Origin of the sequence: Ectobacillus antri (assembly GCF_003852715.1) — a bacterium.
Taxonomy (GTDB): domain Bacteria; phylum Bacillota; class Bacilli; order Bacillales; family Bacillaceae_G; genus Ectobacillus; species Ectobacillus antri.
Map to the genome: position 1 here is coordinate 64405 of NZ_RIAV01000010.1, position 18220 is coordinate 82624.

General features: G+C 38.6%; 21 protein-coding genes. 14 read left to right on the plus strand and 7 right to left on the minus strand.

Annotation, left to right across the window (positions count from 1 at the left end):
• The first annotated feature begins 84 nt into the window (after nucleotides 1–84).
• Both EEJ45_RS11145 and lpdA read left to right on the plus strand, forming a co-directional pair.
• Nucleotides 85–1377: a dihydrolipoamide acetyltransferase family protein gene (locus EEJ45_RS11145; protein WP_124564892.1), complete on the plus strand. Its 1293-nt coding sequence runs from the start codon at nucleotides 85–87 to the stop codon at nucleotides 1375–1377.
• A gap of 6 nt (nucleotides 1378–1383) precedes the next feature.
• The gene (lpdA, locus tag EEJ45_RS11150; RefSeq protein WP_124564893.1) at nucleotides 1384–2796 is read left to right on the plus strand and encodes a dihydrolipoyl dehydrogenase; all 1413 of its coding nucleotides are present in this window, start codon (nucleotides 1384–1386) and stop codon (nucleotides 2794–2796) included.
• Between the two features lie 338 nt (nucleotides 2797–3134).
• Here lpdA and EEJ45_RS11155 read toward each other — a convergent pair whose 3' ends face one another.
• Entirely contained in the window at nucleotides 3135–3515 is a 381-nt protein-coding gene (locus EEJ45_RS11155) for a DUF1885 family protein (RefSeq protein WP_124564894.1), read from the minus strand.
• Nucleotides 3516–3781: 266 nt separating this feature from the next.
• Between EEJ45_RS11155 and EEJ45_RS11160 the strand changes: the two genes are divergently transcribed.
• Nucleotides 3782–3904: a GapA-binding peptide SR1P gene (locus EEJ45_RS11160; protein ID WP_124564895.1), complete on the plus strand. Its 123-nt coding sequence runs from the start codon at nucleotides 3782–3784 to the stop codon at nucleotides 3902–3904.
• Between the two features lie 34 nt (nucleotides 3905–3938).
• On the opposite strand, the gene EEJ45_RS11165 is transcribed toward EEJ45_RS11160, so the two are convergent.
• The gene (locus tag EEJ45_RS11165; RefSeq protein ID WP_124564896.1) at nucleotides 3939–4763 is read right to left on the minus strand and encodes a protein-glutamine gamma-glutamyltransferase; all 825 of its coding nucleotides are present in this window, start codon (nucleotides 4761–4763) and stop codon (nucleotides 3939–3941) included.
• Nucleotides 4764–5147: 384 nt separating this feature from the next.
• Complete coding sequence (locus EEJ45_RS11170; RefSeq protein ID WP_465251911.1) at nucleotides 5148–6620, minus strand: aminotransferase class I/II-fold pyridoxal phosphate-dependent enzyme; 1473 nt, start codon at nucleotides 6618–6620, stop codon at nucleotides 5148–5150.
• 526 nt (nucleotides 6621–7146) lie between these two features.
• Here EEJ45_RS11170 and EEJ45_RS11175 point away from each other — a divergent pair.
• The 4 genes from EEJ45_RS11175 to EEJ45_RS11190 all read left to right on the plus strand — a co-directional run bounded on the left by EEJ45_RS11175 (nucleotide 7147) and on the right by EEJ45_RS11190 (nucleotide 9767).
• Entirely contained in the window at nucleotides 7147–8106 is a 960-nt protein-coding gene (locus EEJ45_RS11175; protein ID WP_124564898.1) for an NAD(P)H-dependent flavin oxidoreductase, read from the plus strand.
• 9 nt (nucleotides 8107–8115) lie between these two features.
• Nucleotides 8116–8385, plus strand: coding sequence for a UPF0223 family protein (locus EEJ45_RS11180; protein WP_124564899.1), 270 nt, complete (start codon nucleotides 8116–8118; stop codon nucleotides 8383–8385).
• A gap of 331 nt (nucleotides 8386–8716) precedes the next feature.
• Nucleotides 8717–8905, plus strand: a complete 189-nt coding sequence (locus EEJ45_RS11185) for a hypothetical protein (RefSeq protein ID WP_124564900.1) — start codon at nucleotides 8717–8719, stop codon at nucleotides 8903–8905.
• 79 nt (nucleotides 8906–8984) lie between these two features.
• Nucleotides 8985–9767: an inositol monophosphatase family protein gene (locus tag EEJ45_RS11190; RefSeq protein WP_124564901.1), complete on the plus strand. Its 783-nt coding sequence runs from the start codon at nucleotides 8985–8987 to the stop codon at nucleotides 9765–9767.
• Between the two features lie 101 nt (nucleotides 9768–9868).
• Here EEJ45_RS11190 and EEJ45_RS11195 read toward each other — a convergent pair whose 3' ends face one another.
• Entirely contained in the window at nucleotides 9869–10048 is a 180-nt protein-coding gene (locus tag EEJ45_RS11195) for a DUF5325 family protein (protein ID WP_124564902.1), read from the minus strand.
• A gap of 349 nt (nucleotides 10049–10397) precedes the next feature.
• On the opposite strand from EEJ45_RS11195, the gene typA reads away from it, so the two are divergent.
• From typA to EEJ45_RS11210, 3 genes are all read left to right on the plus strand, one after another.
• Nucleotides 10398–12248 carry a translational GTPase TypA gene (gene typA, locus EEJ45_RS11200; protein ID WP_124564929.1) on the plus strand — a complete coding sequence of 617 codons (1851 nt, stop codon included), beginning with the start codon at nucleotides 10398–10400 and terminating at the stop codon, nucleotides 12246–12248.
• Between the two features lie 113 nt (nucleotides 12249–12361).
• Complete coding sequence (locus tag EEJ45_RS11205; RefSeq protein WP_124564930.1) at nucleotides 12362–12643, plus strand: YlaH-like family protein; 282 nt, start codon at nucleotides 12362–12364, stop codon at nucleotides 12641–12643.
• A gap of 9 nt (nucleotides 12644–12652) precedes the next feature.
• On the plus strand, nucleotides 12653–12937 hold the full coding sequence (locus EEJ45_RS11210) for a hypothetical protein (RefSeq protein ID WP_124564903.1): 285 nt from the start codon (nucleotides 12653–12655) through the stop codon (nucleotides 12935–12937).
• 17 nt (nucleotides 12938–12954) lie between these two features.
• Here the strand turns inward: EEJ45_RS11210 and EEJ45_RS11215 are convergent, their stop codons facing one another.
• Nucleotides 12955–13356: a hypothetical protein gene (locus EEJ45_RS11215; protein WP_245999884.1), complete on the minus strand. Its 402-nt coding sequence runs from the start codon at nucleotides 13354–13356 to the stop codon at nucleotides 12955–12957.
• Between the two features lies 1 nt (nucleotide 13357).
• Complete coding sequence (locus EEJ45_RS11220; RefSeq protein ID WP_124564905.1) at nucleotides 13358–13558, minus strand: YlaI family protein; 201 nt, start codon at nucleotides 13556–13558, stop codon at nucleotides 13358–13360.
• Between the two features lie 115 nt (nucleotides 13559–13673).
• Between EEJ45_RS11220 and EEJ45_RS11225 the strand changes: the two genes are divergently transcribed.
• Both EEJ45_RS11225 and EEJ45_RS11230 read left to right on the plus strand, forming a co-directional pair.
• Nucleotides 13674–14129: a pyridoxamine 5'-phosphate oxidase family protein gene (locus EEJ45_RS11225; protein WP_124564906.1), complete on the plus strand. Its 456-nt coding sequence runs from the start codon at nucleotides 13674–13676 to the stop codon at nucleotides 14127–14129.
• 146 nt (nucleotides 14130–14275) lie between these two features.
• A complete protein-coding gene (locus EEJ45_RS11230) occupies nucleotides 14276–15604 on the plus strand; it encodes a PhoH family protein (RefSeq protein WP_124564907.1) in 1329 nt (442 codons plus the stop codon).
• Between the two features lie 79 nt (nucleotides 15605–15683).
• Here EEJ45_RS11230 and EEJ45_RS11235 read toward each other — a convergent pair whose 3' ends face one another.
• On the minus strand, nucleotides 15684–16178 hold the full coding sequence (locus tag EEJ45_RS11235) for a molybdopterin-binding protein (RefSeq protein ID WP_124564908.1): 495 nt from the start codon (nucleotides 16176–16178) through the stop codon (nucleotides 15684–15686).
• A gap of 258 nt (nucleotides 16179–16436) precedes the next feature.
• Between EEJ45_RS11235 and EEJ45_RS11240 the strand changes: the two genes are divergently transcribed.
• Together EEJ45_RS11240 and EEJ45_RS11245 are read left to right on the plus strand one after the other, a co-directional pair.
• On the plus strand, nucleotides 16437–16721 hold the full coding sequence (locus EEJ45_RS11240) for an Fpa/YlaN family protein (protein ID WP_124564909.1): 285 nt from the start codon (nucleotides 16437–16439) through the stop codon (nucleotides 16719–16721).
• Nucleotides 16722–16843: 122 nt separating this feature from the next.
• Nucleotides 16844–18013: an FtsW/RodA/SpoVE family cell cycle protein gene (locus EEJ45_RS11245; RefSeq protein ID WP_124564910.1), complete on the plus strand. Its 1170-nt coding sequence runs from the start codon at nucleotides 16844–16846 to the stop codon at nucleotides 18011–18013.
• Nucleotides 18014–18220 lie beyond the last annotated feature (207 nt).

Below are 18220 nucleotides of genomic sequence, written 5' to 3' on the forward strand. Positions count from 1 at the left end.
GAACATCTGATTTCTTTTACTTGTATAAAATCGTGCGTTTCAAGCGACGATAAACACGACAAACAGTACAGGGAGATGAAATCCGTGGCATTTGAATTTAGATTACCAGATATCGGTGAAGGCATCCATGAGGGTGAAATTGTCAAGTGGTTTGTAAAACCTGGTGACGAAGTAAACGAAGATGATGTGCTTTTAGAAGTACAAAATGACAAAGCAGTTGTAGAAATTCCTTCTCCTGTTAAAGGAAAGGTATTAGAAATCCTTGTTGGTGAAGGTACAGTGGCAGTAGTAGGAGACGTGTTGATTAAGTTAGATGCTCCTGGCTATGAAAACCTAAAGTTTAAAGGGCATGACGAAGAGGAAGCACCTAAAGCGGAAGAAGTAAAAGCAGAGGCACCTCAAGTTGCAGCTCCGTCGGCTGAAGCTGACGAGAATGTACGCGTAATTGCAATGCCTTCTGTGCGCAAGTATGCACGCGAAAAAGGTGTAGATATCCGTCTTGTACAAGGTTCAGGTAAAAACGGCCGTGTAGTAAAAGCTGATATTGATGCATTTGTAAATGGTGGACAAGTAGCTGTGGCTGCAGTAGAAGCACCAAAAGCAGCAGATCAACCGGTAGCAGAAGCAGCACCAGTTGCAGAAGTACCAAAAGCACAACCAATTCCAGCTGGCGAGTACCCTGAGACTCGTGAAAAAATGAGTGGTATCCGTAAAGCAATTGCGAAGGCAATGGTAAACTCTAAACAAACAGCACCGCACGTAACGCTAATGGACGAAGTAGACGTAACAGAGCTTGTTGCACATCGCAAAAAGTTTAAAGATGTTGCAGCTGAAAAAGGCATCAAATTAACGTACTTGCCTTATGTGGTAAAAGCATTAACATCTGCACTTCGTGAATATCCAATGCTAAACACATCTTTAGATGATGCTACGCAAGAAGTTGTTCACAAGCACTACTTTAACATCGGTATTGCAGCAGACACTGACAAAGGTCTTCTTGTACCGGTTGTAAAAGATGCAGATCGTAAATCCATTTTTGCTATCTCTGCTGAAATTAACGAGCTGGCAACAAAGGCGCGTGAAGGCCGCTTAGCTCCAAACGAAATGAAAGGTGCATCTTGCACAATTACAAACATTGGTTCTGCAGGCGGACAGTGGTTTACTCCAGTTATCAACCATCCTGAGGTTGCAATTCTTGGTATTGGCCGTATTGCTGAAAAACCTGTTGTGAAAAACGGTGAAATCGTAGCAGCTCCTGTATTGGCGTTGTCTTTAAGCTTTGACCACCGTCTAATTGACGGCGCAACTGCGCAAAAAGCATTGAACCAAATTAAGCGTCTATTGAATGATCCACAATTACTTGTAATGGAGGCGTAATGTGACATGGTAGTAGGAGATTTCCCGATCGAACTAGATACAGTCGTTGTTGGTGCAGGCCCTGGTGGATACGTAGCTGCAATTCGTGCTGCGCAACTTGGTCAAAAAGTAGCAATTATTGAAAAAGGTAACCTTGGAGGCGTGTGCTTGAACGTAGGATGTATTCCTTCTAAAGCATTAATTTCTGCAGGTCACCGCTATGAGCATGCTAAGCATTCTGCTGACATGGGTATCATGGCTGAAAACGTAACAGTAGACTTTTCTAAAGTACAAGCTTGGAAAGATAGTGTTGTTAAGAAGTTAACAGGTGGCGTAGCAGGGCTTTTAAAAGGTAACAAAGTAGAGATTATTAGCGGTGAAGCGTATTTTGTAGATGCAAACACATTGCGTGTAATGACTGAGTCTGCTGCGCAAACATACACATTCAAAAACGCAATTATTGCTACAGGTTCTACACCAATTGAAATTCCAGGCTTCAAGTTTTCCAAGCGTGTTATTGACTCTACAGGCGCACTAAGCTTACCTGAAATCCCTAAAAAAATGGTTGTAGTAGGCGGCGGTTACATTGGTATGGAGCTTGGTACTGCTTATGCAAACTTCGGTACAGAAATTACCATTTTAGAAGCTGGCGAAGAAATTCTAGCTGGTTTCGAAAAATCCATGAGCTCTATTGTTAAGCGTGGCTTAAAGAAAAAAGGCAACGTGGAAATTCATACAAAAGCGTTTGCTAAATCTGTACAAGAGACAGAAACAGGCGTAACTGTAAGCTTTGAAGTAAACGGCGAAATGAAGTCTGTTGATGCAGATTACGTTCTTGTTACAGTTGGTCGTCGTCCAAACACACAAGAAATTGGCCTTGAGCAAGTAGGCGTAAAAATGACTGATCGCGGCGTTATTGAAATTGACAAACAATGCCGTACAAGTGTATCTAACATCTATGCAATCGGTGACATCGTTCCTGGACCACCACTTGCACATAAAGCTTCTTATGAAGGTAAAATTGCTGCAGAAGCAATTAGCGGACATCCGGCAGAAATTGATTATATTGGAATTCCTGCTGTATGTTTCACTGATCCAGAATTGGCGTCTGTTGGTTATACAAAGAAGCAAGCAGATGAAGAAGGCATGGAAGTAGTTGTTTCTAAATTCCCGTTCGGTGCAAACGGTCGTGCACTATCTCTAAACAGCACGGATGGTTTCGTACAACTTGTAACTCGTAAGCAAGATGGCTTAATCGTAGGTGCTCAAGTAGTGGGTGCAGGCGCTTCTGACATTATCTCTGAGCTTGGTTTGGCAATTGAAGCTGGTATGACAGCTGAAGATATTGCTCAAACAATCCATGCTCACCCAACTTTAGGTGAAATCACAATGGAAGCTGCAGAAGTAGCACTTGGCATGCCAATCCATATTATAAAATAAACAAAAAAAGAAGCATCTAAAGATGCTTCTTTTTTTGTTCTCTCAATGCAAAAAACTCATATAGTAATAACAAATGCGGATGTACAAGGAGTCGGTTTCGTGCGGAAAAACGGACTAGTTATGCTGTATCATCTTTTGATATGGATTGGATATTCAGTCGTTATCATGCTGTCCCCAAGAGATAGAATACAATTCAAAATTATGCTATTTGTTATTTTTTTTTATTTTGCATATGTGGTAGCATGTTCAATTTTACCAAAAAAGGGTATGGCATTTCGGATCTCAATTAGTAATTGTATGTTTTCATTTTTAGTAAGTCGCGCTGCTCAAATTTTTTTCTAACGTTTATAAAAATACATTATTCTTCCGTTGAATAGATGCAATTCTCCGGACCATTTCTTTGCAATAAATCGGCAAAATTCATTAGCTTTTCCTTTGTCACCGAATGTAGCGTTTGTGGGTAATGAAATTTGGATAACAGATTGTTCCGCTCCTATAAAAATAGAATGATAGCGTTCATGTTTTGATATTAAATGTAACGTAGATGCTGATGTTTCTACAACTTCATAAGGAAAAGCAGCTTGTTCATAAGACCAGTTCAATTGTTGTCCCGTTTGTGAGGTAACCTCTTGGTAGGTATATAATAAATCCTTTACATCTTGAATGGAAACTGTTTGCTTTGCTGAATTTGAAACCAGCTTTACAAAAGCATGTTGCATAAAACTTCCCCCTTGTAACGTCAATAGCTGTATTTTATCATTTTTTAAAAATTTAGAAAATAAATAAAACATAAGTAAATCTTATTTTGCAAGTATTTTATACAAATTCATTTACACAAGCTTTAAAATGTAGCATATTATAAACTATAAAATTTATTATTATGTCACAATAAAGGGTATTGACCTAAAGAGTATAACATATTAAAATAACAGTAAGGAAAATAAAAGCGGTTACAAAAACTCTTCGAACCTAGGGGGAATGGAACATGGGAACAATTGTATGCCAAATTTGTGAAAACACGATTGCTCATTTTGAAGATGAAAAAGTAACGGTATTATACGGAAAGTGCTGCTCCGGTTGCAACAGCTCGGAAAAACAAGCTGAATAAGAAAAAAGAGTCTGCACGCAGACTCTTTTTAGTTTTATACTACACTCGTAGTGTGTCCAATTGTAGCAATGATGGCGTCTTCACGAATTGGAACAACTTTTATTGTTGTTTGTAACTTTGTCGCATACTGGCTCATCTCAACACTATTAATACGTGTCGTAAGATCCGAAAGATAAGCCGACAAAAATGCTCCTGGAAAGCGTCTTGTATTAAGGGTAACAATAATATTTTCTTTAGTTTTTACACCAACACCATGGCCGTAAAACAAATTGTCATTTAGATATATAGTATTTTCTCCTTGCCATTCAATTGTCGCAGGGTTAACTTGTGGATTTTTGAAGTAGACAAGATCTCCAGGAAGAAGCTCTCCACCATTTTTAGTCACTAACTTCAAGTCTTTATCGTAATCCCATGTATAAAGCAACAAATCAGCAAACAGTTTATTAAAGGTTTTTTCTGTATATAAATCTAATAATGCTTTGTAAATAACAATAATCATTGCTGTTGCACATTCTGTTCCGTATTTAGTACCATTTTTAAAAATATCACGTATTGCAAAAGCAGGTAATTTACCCTGCTTTAGACGAAAGCCGCCTAGAGGTGTTGTTTCCCAAAATGTATTGTTGCAGTATGCATATTTAAAAGTTCTAAACTGTATTCCGCTATTAAATAGGTCAATACAAGCTAAAATAATGCTCACACGGAATTGTACATCAAAGGCAAGCTGGTTAATAGTTTGATAAGCATATACTTCTTGATTGCTGGTCATTTCATCTAATATCTTTTGTTTTTCATCAAAAAAAGGCTCTGCGGAATCTTCTAGTAAAGGAAGCACAACAGAGCGACCAATGACAATCATAATCCACCTCACTTTACGTTTTCTGCAAGATTTTAAGGTATATGAACAAATAGAATGCTAAGATAAAAACAACAAAAAAACGTAAGACTGCTTTACTCAATTATGAGTATGATTTGGCGAGAACTTTTTGGGCCCTGACAACACCTACGTGCCTCTGGTTCTTTTATCTAGGATGTGATAAAACTCGTTATTGATTTGCAGGACTCCTTTTGAACTGCTTTCTCTATAGGAGCTCTCACCTCCTCTATACCAATCAATAAGTACCTCTTATCGATATCAGGCTTTAACACAGTCTTTATCAAAAGAATGTTGTTTTTCCATCTGTTCATATACTTTTTTGTTATCCTATGAGGTATGGGCAAAATGGGTGAAAAAATAAGCCCATCAAGTGATGGGCTTATATTCCTTAATAACGCGTAATGTTTTTAGTTCCATGTCTTCAGGTCCTTGAACAGGAAGACCTGCTTCCATATTTTTTTGAATATAATCAAGGTTATCCTGTGTAATGATTTCTCCTGGTGTAAAGATTGGGATGCCTGGTGGATATACCATTACAAATTCGGCAATAATTCGTCCTGCAGCTTCTTCAAACGGTACAATTTCTGTCTCTGAATAGAAGGCATCTCGTGGTGATAAAGCCAATACTGGAATATCAGGAACTTGTGCTGCAATTTCTACTTTGCCATCTGTTTTTGCTTGGAATGTAGAAGATAAATCACGAAGAGCAGCAATTAAAAGAGCTGCCTCTTCCTCTGTATCCCCTAAAGTGATGATACAAAGAATATTATATAAATCTGACATTTCCACTTCTATATTGTGTTTTTCGCGCAGCCAGCGCTCTGCATCGTGTCCTGTAATGCCAAGATCTTTTACTGATATGATGAGTTTAGTTGGATCAAAATCAAACGTAGCATCTGTACCTAGTCGCTCTTCTCCTGGACAATACAACATATCAATATTATTAACAGCACGTCGAATGTCTTGTGCCAATGCAATCGTCTGAGTAAGTAAAGCTTTTCCTTCTGTTGCTAATCGTTTACGTGCTACATCAAGAGAAGCTAATAAAATATAAGAAGTAGATGTAGTTGTAAGCATGCTAATGATAGATTGAACATGCTTTACATTTATAAGTCCTTCCTTGACATTTAAAATTGAGCTTTGAGTAAGTGAGCCTCCTAATTTATGAACACTTGTTGCTGCCATATCCGCACCTGCTTGCATTGCAGATAGAGGAAGGTCTTCATGAAAGTGGATATGAACACCATGTGCTTCATCAACAAGAACTGGTACGTTGTAAGAATGTGCGATATCAACTATTTGTTTTAAATCGGCGGCAAATCCAAAGTAGGTCGGATTAATTACTAATAATCCTTTAGCATCCGGATGAGCTTCTAGTGCATGCTTAACTGAAGCAATTGTCATGCCATGTGAAATACCTAACACGGGATCAATTTCCGGATGAATAAAAATAGGCTTGGCGCCTGAGAAGATAATCGCAGACATAACGGACTTATGCACATTTCTCGGTACTAGAATTTTATCGCCGGGTCCACATACGCTCATAACCATTGTCATAATCGCACCGCTTGTACCTTGCACGGAGAAGAAAGTATGATCTGCTCCAAAAGCTTTAGCAGCCAATGCTTGCGCTTTTTTTATCATACCTTTTGGATGATGCAAATCATCTAAAGGTGCAATGTTAATCAAATCAATGGATAAAGCATTATGCCCAATAAATTCCCTAAATTCAGGATCCATTCCTTGGCCTTTTTTATGGCCTGGAATATGGAATTGAACGGGATTTTTTTTGCTGTGTTCAACTAAGGATGTGAACAACGGTGTTTCAAATTGGGACAATCTATACACCCCTTTACCTGTAATAAATTTATCTGAACAGTAGCTGTCATTCGATACAAAACAAATGAATTATATCACTAATAAAACTGAATGTATAGGAAAACTATAGATTTTTCATTTAGTCAATTGGATTGCTTAAAAGTGACTTGTAAATTTAGACTGTGCAGTAAGGAAGTACAAGGTGACCCCCTATCAAAATGTGTTTTCTTTCCTCTTGCAGTGAATAAGAGTGTCAACCAATATTGTAGCGAATATGCATAGTGTTTAGAGTTTATTTAAACATCGATGATAATTGAAAGCAAAAGATTATCGCTAGTGCGAGAAAATATTTTCGTTCTCCAAGAGCGTGAAGAAGTACGCTTGATATACTAGCGTAACCTTGAAGCAACTAGCGCAATAGTAGGTAATCATACTAGAGGATCTTATTTTAACCTGTAAATGCGGGTATGCCTAATGATGTCTAGGAAGGAAGAAGGAGTGCTAAGGGCTAGTGAAGAAGTAGTGTAATAAAAAGGAGAGTGGTATAATGGATTGGAACACACGCCTAACAAAGTTACTGAACATTGAATATCCAATTATTCAAGGGGGCTTAGCATATTTGGCATATGCGGATTTGGCAGCGGCTGTTAGCAATGCTGGTGGGCTTGGACAGATTACGGCGATGAGCTTGCCTTCTCCCGAGGCGCTTCGAGAGGAGATACGTAAGGTACGATGCATGACGGATAAACCGTTTGGTGTAAACTATGCAATTGGACAACATGGTAGACCATTTGAGCATATGCTAGAGGTTGCTGTTGAAGAGAATGTTCCTGTTGTGACAATGACAGGTGGTAACCCAGCTCCTATTATAAAGCAATTAGCAGGAACGGCTATTAAAAAACTCGTGTTAGTTGCAACGAGACGACAGGCTGTAAAAGCAGAAGAACTTGGTGCTGATGCTGTTATGGTGGTTGGACAAGAAGGTGGCGGACATCTTGGTCGTGAAGATGTAGGAACAATCGTATTAGTACCGCAGGTTGTTGATGCTGTATCTATTCCTGTTGTAGCTTCTGGTGGGATTGGTGACGGTAGGGGCTTAATGGCAGCGCTTAGCCTTGGTGCGGAAGGTATTGAGATGGGGACACGTTTTATTGCTACGCAGGAGTGTGTGCATGCTCATCCGGCTTATAAAGACGCTTTGGTACAGGGGACAGAAAGTGACACAGCAGTTATCAAAAGAACACTAGGAGCACCTGCCCGCGTAATTCGCAATGCTTGGACAGATCAAATTTTACAGCTAGAACAGCAAGGGAAAGGTTATGAAGAACTTCAAGATTATATTAGTGGAAAAGCAAATAGGGCGTACATATATGAAGGTAACGAAGAGCAAGGATTCGCATGGGCGGGACAAGTAATGGGAAGAATTAAAGATATCCCTACTGTTCAAGAACTATTTATCCGCATGTTAGATGAAGCTACCATAATTCGAACAAAATGGAAGTCATGAGGTGAAGGTATGGAATATCAATATCCTATGGATTATACTTGGTCCACGGACGAAATCATTGATGTAATTCATTTTTATGAGGGCGTTGAGAAAGCATATGAAACCGGGCTACAAAAGGATGTGTTTATGCGCTTATATCGCCGGTTCAAGGAAATTGTTCCAAGTAAAGCAGAAGAAAAAAAACTATGTAATGAATTTGAAGAAATGAGTGGTTATTCCGCTTACCGTGTTGTACAAGCGGCAAAATTGCTAGGAGACAGCGACAAAATTAAGATGTAAACAGTTGAATGTCTTTGAAGTAAAAATCGTCCAAATCCTTTAGATTTGGACGATTTTTATCATTTGGATCAAAATGAATTGAGTAGCATAGTTTAGTGAATAAGCCGCAACTCAATAAAATGATAAGTGCTATAACGGGAAAAGTAAATTAATATCTATTGTCTCATAGCTTGTATCATTCAAAAAATGGTGCTCAAAAAAATTTTTTAGGTAAAAATACAAATTTGTTGCATAGAGGATTTATCCCACATAATATAGTATAAAACAAAATAACTGAAAATTAAGTAAATTAAGCTTAGGGGCAAACTACATGAAGGTGGGAGGCAAACAAATGAGACAGGTGATTAACGCACTGAAAAGAACAGATGCAGAAAAACGGATTCCGGTATTGCGATTAGAGCTCGATTACGAATTGGCGGTATTATATGATGCGATGGTTGAAAATGACGAAACGAAAAAAGAAGAGTGCAAAAGAAAGTTAGAGACGCTCAGACTTGAAATGATTCGCCTAGAAGCGTAATAATAAGGTATGTATAAAACCAAAATTGGTGCGAACCTTATGCATAGGTTCGTTTTTTCTGTGAAAATGAGGTGTTGCAATGGATTGGAATGAGGTAGCGTTACATGCAAAACAGTGGATGCTTGAAGCGGGGGGACTGCTGAGGGATTCTTTAGAGACATCTCTCACAATTGAAACGAAATCAAATGCCTCTGATCTTGTAACTAATATGGATCGACATATTGAACAGTTTTTAATTGAAAAAATCTTAGAGCGATATCCGCTTCATCGCATTCTTGGAGAAGAAGGATACGGAAATGAAGAAGGATCTTTACAAGGAACGTTATGGCTCATTGATCCAATAGATGGTACGATGAACTTTGTGCATCAAAAACGCAATTTTGTGATTTCTATCGGTATTTATCATAATGGACAAGGAAAGATTGGTTTAGTATATGATCCTGTCCATGACGAAATGTACAGTGCTGTTCAAGGGCAAGGTGCTTATTGTAATGATACTGAGATTCCGAAATTAAAGGCAGGTATAGTGGAAGAAAGTGTAATTGGTATTAATGCGACATGGCTGACAAGGAATCGTATGCTAGATTATGAACGTATGGGTGAATTGGTCCGACGTTCTAGAGGATCGCGTTCTTATGGGTGTGCGGCGTTAGAGATGGTGTATGTAGCAACGGGAAGACTAGATGGGTATATTACGCCAAGATTATCTCCCTGGGACTTCGGCGGAGGAGCAGTTATTTTATCAGAAGTCGGAGGCATTGTTACAAACTTTAATGGGGTAGCCTTGAGTCCTATTGAAAAAGGGCCTATATTAGCAGCGAGACCCGGTGTTTATGAAGAACTTTTAACATATGTAAAGTAAAAACAGACAATGCGATGTCTAAAAGAGTACGTCGCATTGTCTGTTTTTAAGCATGCTTACAATTGAAAGTGGCAATACTGAGATGCATAAATGACTATGTATTAGGAGTGTTTACGTAATTTTCGCTTTGTGACAAATCCGTAGCCGATAGAAACAATCGTTCCAATCACACATACAATGGCACCTGCAGAACTTTTTTCTGCAATCATAATACCAATGCCAATCATAAAAATAACGGCAACAAGAGCAATCATTAACAACCGATATTGAATATGTTCCATGTTTTCACCTTCCGCAATAATCTCAATTCATGTGGTCTAAAGATAAAAGAAAAAATCTTCAAACAGTTTATGCAGTATTTTTATTGTACTGTATGAAATGGTAAGAAAACAACTATATCAATAAAGAAAAACGATATTCTTTTAGCTGAATGGGAGAAGTGAAAACGTTCCAAAATCAGTTTAAATCTGTAATATATGTAGAACAGACGCAACGCGGTAAATTAGATATATGAGTCAGATGAACATTATGAAAGCGGTTTAGTAAGTAATGCGCTACATTATAGATTGCAACCGTTAGGTTTCGCTCTTATAATAGAAAAGGATGAAAAAGAGACACTAGGAGTTGGATATATTGAAAAAACGAGAAGATTTACGTAATATCGCGATTATCGCACACGTTGACCATGGTAAAACAACGTTGGTTGACCAGTTGCTTCGTCAAGCGGGAACATTCCGCAGCAATGAGCAAGTAGATGAGCGCGCGATGGATTCTAATGACTTAGAGAGAGAACGTGGTATTACAATTTTGGCTAAAAACACAGCCATTAATTATAATAATACGCGCATTAATATTTTGGATACACCGGGCCATGCTGACTTTGGTGGAGAAGTAGAGCGCATTATGAAAATGGTAGATGGTGTACTACTTGTTGTGGATGCTTATGAAGGATGTATGCCACAAACACGCTTTGTATTAAAGAAAGCGTTGGAGCAAAAGCTGACACCGATTGTTGTTGTTAATAAAATTGACCGTGACTTTGCTCGTCCAGAAGAAGTAGTTGATGAGGTTTTAGATTTATTTATTGAGCTTGGTGCTGATGAAGAACAGTTAGAGTTTCCTGTTGTATTCGCTTCTGGTATTAACGGTACAGCAAGTTTAAGCCCAAATCCGGCTGACCAAGAAGAAAATATGAAATCCCTGTTTGATACAATTATTGAGCATATTCCGGCACCAATTGATAATCACGAGGAGCCGCTTCAATTCCAAGTTGCATTGCTTGACTATAATGATTATGTAGGTCGTATTGGAATTGGGCGCGTCTTCCGCGGTACGATGAAGGTAGGACAACAAGTTGCTTTAATGAAGCTTGATGGTACTGTAAAGTCTTTCCGTGTAACAAAAATCTTTGGTTTCTTTGGTTTGAAGCGTGAAGAAATCCAAGAAGCAAAAGCGGGTGATTTAGTAGCAGTATCTGGTATGGAAGACATTAATGTCGGTGAAACAGTTTGTCCTGTTGAGCATCAAGAAGCGCTTCCTGTACTTCGTATTGATGAGCCGACATTGCAAATGACGTTCCTTGTAAACAACAGTCCGTTTGCAGGACGTGAAGGTAAATTCGTTACAGCTCGTAAGATCGAAGAGCGTTTGCGTGCGCAGCTACAAACGGATGTAAGTTTGCGTGTTGAAAATACGGATTCTCCGGATGCTTGGATTGTATCTGGACGTGGAGAGCTTCACTTATCTATTCTAATTGAAAATATGCGCCGTGAAGGATATGAATTACAAGTATCCAAGCCAGAAGTAATCATTAAAAATATTGATGGTGTACGCTGCGAGCCGGTTGAACGTGTACAAGTAGATGTGCCAGAAGAGTATACAGGTTCTATTATCGAATCTATGGGTGCTCGTAAGGGTGAAATGCTTGATATGATTAACAACGGAAACGGTCAAGTGCGTCTTGTATTCATGGTACCAGCACGTGGGTTGATTGGTTATACAACAGAATTCTTAACGCTAACACGTGGATACGGCATTATCAACCACTCATTTGACAGCTATCAGCCGATGCAGCCAGGACAAGTTGGTGGACGTCGTCAAGGTGTACTCGTTTCTATGGAATCTGGAAAAGCGTCTACGTACGGCATTATGCAGGTAGAAGACCGTGGTATCATTTTCCTTGAGCCTGGTACAGAGGTGTACGAAGGCATGATTGTTGGTGAACATACGCGTGAGAACGACTTAACAGTTAACATCGTGAAAGTAAAACAAGCGACAAATATTCGCTCTGCAAATAAAGATCAAACAACAACAATGAAAAAACCGCGCATTATGACACTTGAGGAATCTTTAGAATACTTGAACGAAGATGAGTATTGCGAAGTAACACCTGAATCCATACGTTTGCGGAAAAAGATTTTGGATAAAAATGAACGCGAACGTATTGCTAAAAAGAAAAAGTACGCGGAAATGGAGCAATAAAAAAAATCCCGACGAAATTGTCGGGATTTTTTGTAGACAGTTCAAATAAAGAGCTTTACTCTTATAGTAGTATAAGCAAAAGGGGAGAAATAAAAGTGGATGTATTGGAGAGAATGTCGTTTTTTGCAAGGCTTTACAATGTAGCTGAAAATCCAGAAATTGGTATGTGGTGGCTGTACGGTACGATCATTGTACTTAGTATATTGGTATATAATTTGGGTTTTGCTAGAAAGCTACCGGTATTGCAGAATGTCATTATATATATACTACTTATTTTAGGTTGCTCCATTTTAACGTTCTTTGCAATCTTTTTACCTGTAGCGGAAGGATTAGTAGTAGCGGCTATCGTATTGGGGATTTATAAAATGCGTTTGCATCAAGCAAAGCAGGCTTAGGAGGGACCGATGCGTTCAATACAGGATGCTCTTTACAATTGGTTAACTATTAAAACTGTAGCCGAAGCTAGACCGGATGACGAAGCGGCAAAGGAAACATATGCCTTGTTTGCCGATATGCTTTTTCATGAACATGGCGTAACAGAAACAAAACTTGAAAAACATGAGGAAATGTATATGGTATATTACACTGCCCATGGGTTGGAGAAAACGGCGCGCTTTCCATCTGAATTAATCGATTGCTATGTGGAGCAAATGGAGCGAGAGCCAAAAAAGTTTCAAAACTATAAGTAAAAGGTGACTCGCTTGAGTCACCTTTTACTGTATGTGTAGGCAAGTGATATGGCATATAACATATGACCAATTATCCATAAACTAAAGGCAAACCAATCATTCGGCGCCGGGACATCTTTTATGGCCAGTACGCTGAGGGGAAAGTATAACAAAATAGTTGGTAACGTGAGAAGGCAGGCGGCTTGCCAGGGGTGATAGCCTCGTTTTGCGAGTATATGCAATACCATGCCAATTAGCAAAGAAATGATTAAGTGAAAAGAAAACTCAGTCACTTCAGGCCATTGTTGATTCATATAGGGAATAAAATCGACGTTGAGGAGCAGGGTATATACCTTACTTCCTGTTAGAGCTTGCATGAATTTTAGAGATAAACCTAATACAATCCCCGCAATTGTACCTGCTAAAAGCCCTTTTTGCACCTTACCACTCCTCTTCAGTGTTTTTATCGCGATAGAGATGGAACTTTCCTGTTGCTAACCGTGCTTTTGTTCGCGCGGTAATTCTATCCTGACAGCTTTCGCACATATATGTATGAATAGGACGATTGCGCAACCGTTTTGCAATAGGGTTTTCATCATCCAGCTTTTCAATGGTTTCACATAACACACATTTAACTCTCATCTTTTCACCTCTATTCAAAATCCGTTATTCTCAGTATAGCACGTTTCAAACAGTAGAAAAAAATATTTTAATTATTCAGAATTAGGTGTATCATGAAGGAAAGGGAGGTGTGACAATGGCAAATGCAGTAGAATCTACATTAAATGACGAATTGCTTTATGCTTTACGTGAGGAACGAATTATAACTGTCGCCACAATTGATTTTGAAAAAGCGTCTCCAAATGTTAGTGCAATTTCGTGGGTATATGCTATGGATATGGCAACCGTTCGTTTTGCAGTAGATCAACGCTCTCGCATTGTAGAAAATATCCGCCATAACCCGAGCATTGTATTAAATATAATGGCAAATGAGTCGGTCTATTCTGTAGCAGGAAGTACTCGTATTATAACAGATCGTATGGAAGGGGTGCCTCTGAAATTGGCGTTACTTGAGGTGCATATTGACGAGGTACGCGATGTCATGTTTTATGGGTCCAAATTATCTACAGAACCAAAATATGAAAAAACATACGACTTACGTGCAGCTACTAAGCTGGATAATCAGGTGCTAACCGCAATTAAACAAATATAAATATGCTTCTATACGATGTTACATGGGATTTACACAGATGTTTTTCTTGTAACACATTCTATCTCTGCTTGGTGTGACATATATTGATAGCAAACGGTTCGTCCTATCGGATAGAATCTTGTTCAGTGGAGTCGGGGGGTAGCAGATTGAGCAAAATATATGTGCTTGACACGAATGTGCTTTTACAGGATCCATTGTCAATCTTTTCTTTTGCGGACAACGAGGTAGTAATCCCTGCAGTTGTTTTAGAGGAAGTGGATTCTAAAAAACGTTACATGGATGAAGTTGGGCGAAACGCCCGTCATGTATCTAAACTCATTGATAAATTTCGTGAAATCGGCAAGTTGCATGAAAGCATTCCGCTTGAAAATGGCGGCACATTTCGTATCGAATTAAACCACCGTTCGTTTGTGCAATTGCAAGAAATTTTTGTGGAAAAAACCAACGATAATCGTATTTTAGCAGTCGCGAAAAATCTGTATTTAGAAGAACAGAGTAAGCCGGACGGAAGACCTGTCATTCTTGTGAGTAAAGATGTTTTGGTACGAGTCAAAGCTGATGCACTGGGATTGCAAGCAGAAGATTATTTGAGTGACCGTGTAATTGAAATGGATAATATATATACAGGCTTCTTAGAGTGTTACATACAAAAAGAGATTTTAAATAAATTTTATGAAAAAGGGGAACTACCGGTCACGGATTTGGCTAATCATCCATTTTATCCTAATCAATTCGTTTTAATGAAAGATGTAGTTGGAGGGTCTGGATCAGCTGTTGGGATTGTGGATCAGACCGGTAAAAAGATTAAGAAGCTGGTGTTTCAAAATGAGCAAGTTTGGGGTGTGCGTCCGCGAAATGTACAACAGATTATGGGAATGGAAATGCTGCTACGGGATGATATTCCGCTCGTAACGCTAATCGGGAAAGCTGGCACAGGTAAAACATTGTTGGCGCTTGCTACCGGATTGATGCAAACGGAAGATTTAGGATTATACAAGAAGCTGCTTGTGGCACGTCCAATTGTCCCAGTTGGAAAAGATATCGGTTACTTACCCGGAGAAAAAGAAGAAAAACTTCGGCCGTGGATGCAACCAATTTACGATAATTTGGAGTACTTATTCAATACAAAAAAACCAGGCGAGCTGGATGCGATTTTGGCAGGTATGGGTTCCATCGAAGTGGAGGCCCTCACCTACATTCGCGGACGAAGTATTCCAGAGCAATTCATTATTATTGATGAAGCACAAAACTTAACAAAGCATGAAGTCAAAACGATTTTAACGCGTGTAGGAGAGCGGAGTAAAATTGTGTTGATGGGAGATCCACAACAAATTGATCATCCGTATTTAGATGAATACAATAATGGTTTAACATATGTGGTAGAGAGATTCAAGGAGCAAAAAATTAGCGGTCATGTCAAGTTTGTCAAAGGTGAGCGTTCGAACTTGGCACAACTGGCTGCTGATTTATTGTAAAAAAGGGCGCTTTTTTGTAGCGCCCTTTTTATGTAAAACAAAAATGCAACCATTAAAAACAGTCGTTAGTTTTTAAACTTTATATAACAGTAAGCTGTCTAATGTGTGTAATTGGAGCAGTTTTGTTGCGTCCATCTCCAAAATAAAAATGTGCTGGCCCATCTTGTAGGGGTTTACCCTCTTTTGAAAAACCAAGAATAGCGTCCATGGCTTCTTCCATAGTAAGGGTATATGTATTGATTTCTGTTTTGAGTAAAACCTTTTGCGCATCAGTACCAGGCATGGCGTGCTCTAAAAATGGCCGTAAGGGTATACCGAATGTGCCTTTAATAATTTTTTCTTTTTCAAATCTAGAGATACTTTTATTAACCGGCGGGAATAGCGCCCCTTCACGAATCTCTCTATCCCAATGAGCAGAAACCGCTTTTTTGTAAGCTTCTAATTCATCAGAATTGGAACGTTCTTCTTCAAAATAGGTAAGCAAATCTACTTTTCGATCATCAAAAATCCATACTCCGGGATCTAGTGTGATGGAGTACGATACATTGCCGTTAATGAATATAATATCACTCATTGTGATTTTCCCCCTCTGCATATATGATTCCCATAACACCTAACAATGTTTACACGTACTAAATACAGTAATAGATGTACTTTGAAATAAGCCATTCTTTTCCTATGACTATGTTAAAGCGCTTATCTAAGTATAATCTGATTATGAAGTGTTGTCATCTGTAATGGAGTAGAGAAATATTTCTATTGCATTTTCCTGTAACTATCTTTAATATTAAAAGATAGTTAGGAGAGTTGGACGGAAACGGAGGGAATGAATTTGGCGTCTGAGACAGTAACAAATCATCAGGAAAAGGCACTAGCCCTTCTAAAAGCTGATGCAGAAAAGATTTTAAAACTCATTCAAGTACAGATGGACCATCTGACTATGCCCCAATGTCCGTTGTATGAAGAGGTGCTGGATACGCAAATGTTTGGATTGTCCAGAGAAGTTGATTTTGCCGTTCGGCTCGGGCTCATTGAAGAAGTGCAAGGAAAAGAAATTCTTGGGGAATTGGAACGAGAATTGTCCGCTTTGCATGATGCTTTTACAAAGAGACAATAGCGGGTTCAAATAGAGAGCTCAAACTCATGTTTGAGCTTTTTTATCATTCATGCCATATACGGCAGGATGAATGCGCAGATACATAGAATAAAGGAATTATTACGCAAGAAAGAGGAATGAATATGAAAAAGTCATGGAAGTCATTGGATTACTCTTTAATACTTCCACTTATTTTGTTGTGTGCGTTCGGTCTGATTATGGTATATAGTGCAAGTTCAATTGTGCCTCTAGTAAAGGGGAGTCTGAAAGGTTTGAAAAGCGATTATTTTTTTCTTTCACAGTTGAAAGTCATGATACCAGGTTTTTTATTGGTGTTACTTATCTATCGGTTGCGTTTAGCTATATTTAAAACGCGGTTAGTTATATTAATAATTTATACAGTGGTGCCTATAGTATTACTGTTGACAGTTATCAAAGGTGATGTAGTAAATGGTGCAAAAGGTTGGATTTTCGGTGTGCAACCTGCGGAATTTACTAAGCTTGCAGTTATCATTGCACTTTCTCGTTTCTTGGCAAAAAAGCATGAACAGCCGATTTCATATATGCAAGGTATTGGCAGTATAACGCTTTTTCTAATAATGGTACTTGGATTAATTTTAATGCAAAAAGATTTAGGAACAGATTTATTAATTGCTGCTGTTATTGGTGCCATGTTCTTATGCTCAGGTGTTTCTATAAAATTACTTTTAAAGCGTTTTACAGTTACCGGGATTGTATGGGGGCCGATGCTTTATATTGCCTACAACCATGTTTTGAATGCCGAGCAAAAGTCCCGTTTCACAGCTGCTATAAATCCGTTTGCAGATGCGGAGGGAGACGGCTTTCATCTCATTAACTCCCTTATTGCTATTTCAGAAGGTGGGGTAAGAGGGGCTGGACTGGGAAACAGTATTCAAAAGCTTGGGTTCTTACCAGAACCTCATACAGATTTCATTATGGCAATCATTGCAGAAGAGTTAGGGATTATGGGTGTTCTTATCGTTCTGGTAAGTTTGCTCACTATTATACTTCGTTCATTTCAATTAGCACGTCAAAGCAAAGACCCGTTTGCAAGCTTTCTAGCAATTGGTATAGGGAGTATGTTAGCTATACAGACTTTTGTAAATATAGGCGGTGTAACAGGTTTGTTGCCTCTTACAGGTGTACCTGTTCCATTTATTAGTTCTGGAGGTAGTTCCCTACTTGTCAATCTCATGTCGGTAGGACTGCTCTTAAATATATCAGCGCAGGTTCGAGCGCAAGAAACAAAACCAGATTTACCAGCAAAGCCTCATCTTGTGGTGATAAAGTAAGGTTAGGTAAAGAGGATAGCTGTTTTATTTTCATATAGTATCGTAGAACAATAAAAAGCTGTCGATTTCATTCGGTAGCTTTTTACAATATGTATGAATTTGATAACAGTGAGAAGAAGAATAGCTATATATTGTAGTAGTAAGCAAAGAAAATGTCGATAAAATGGCTTAAGATGACCAATTGTTAATAAAAACATAAAAAACAAA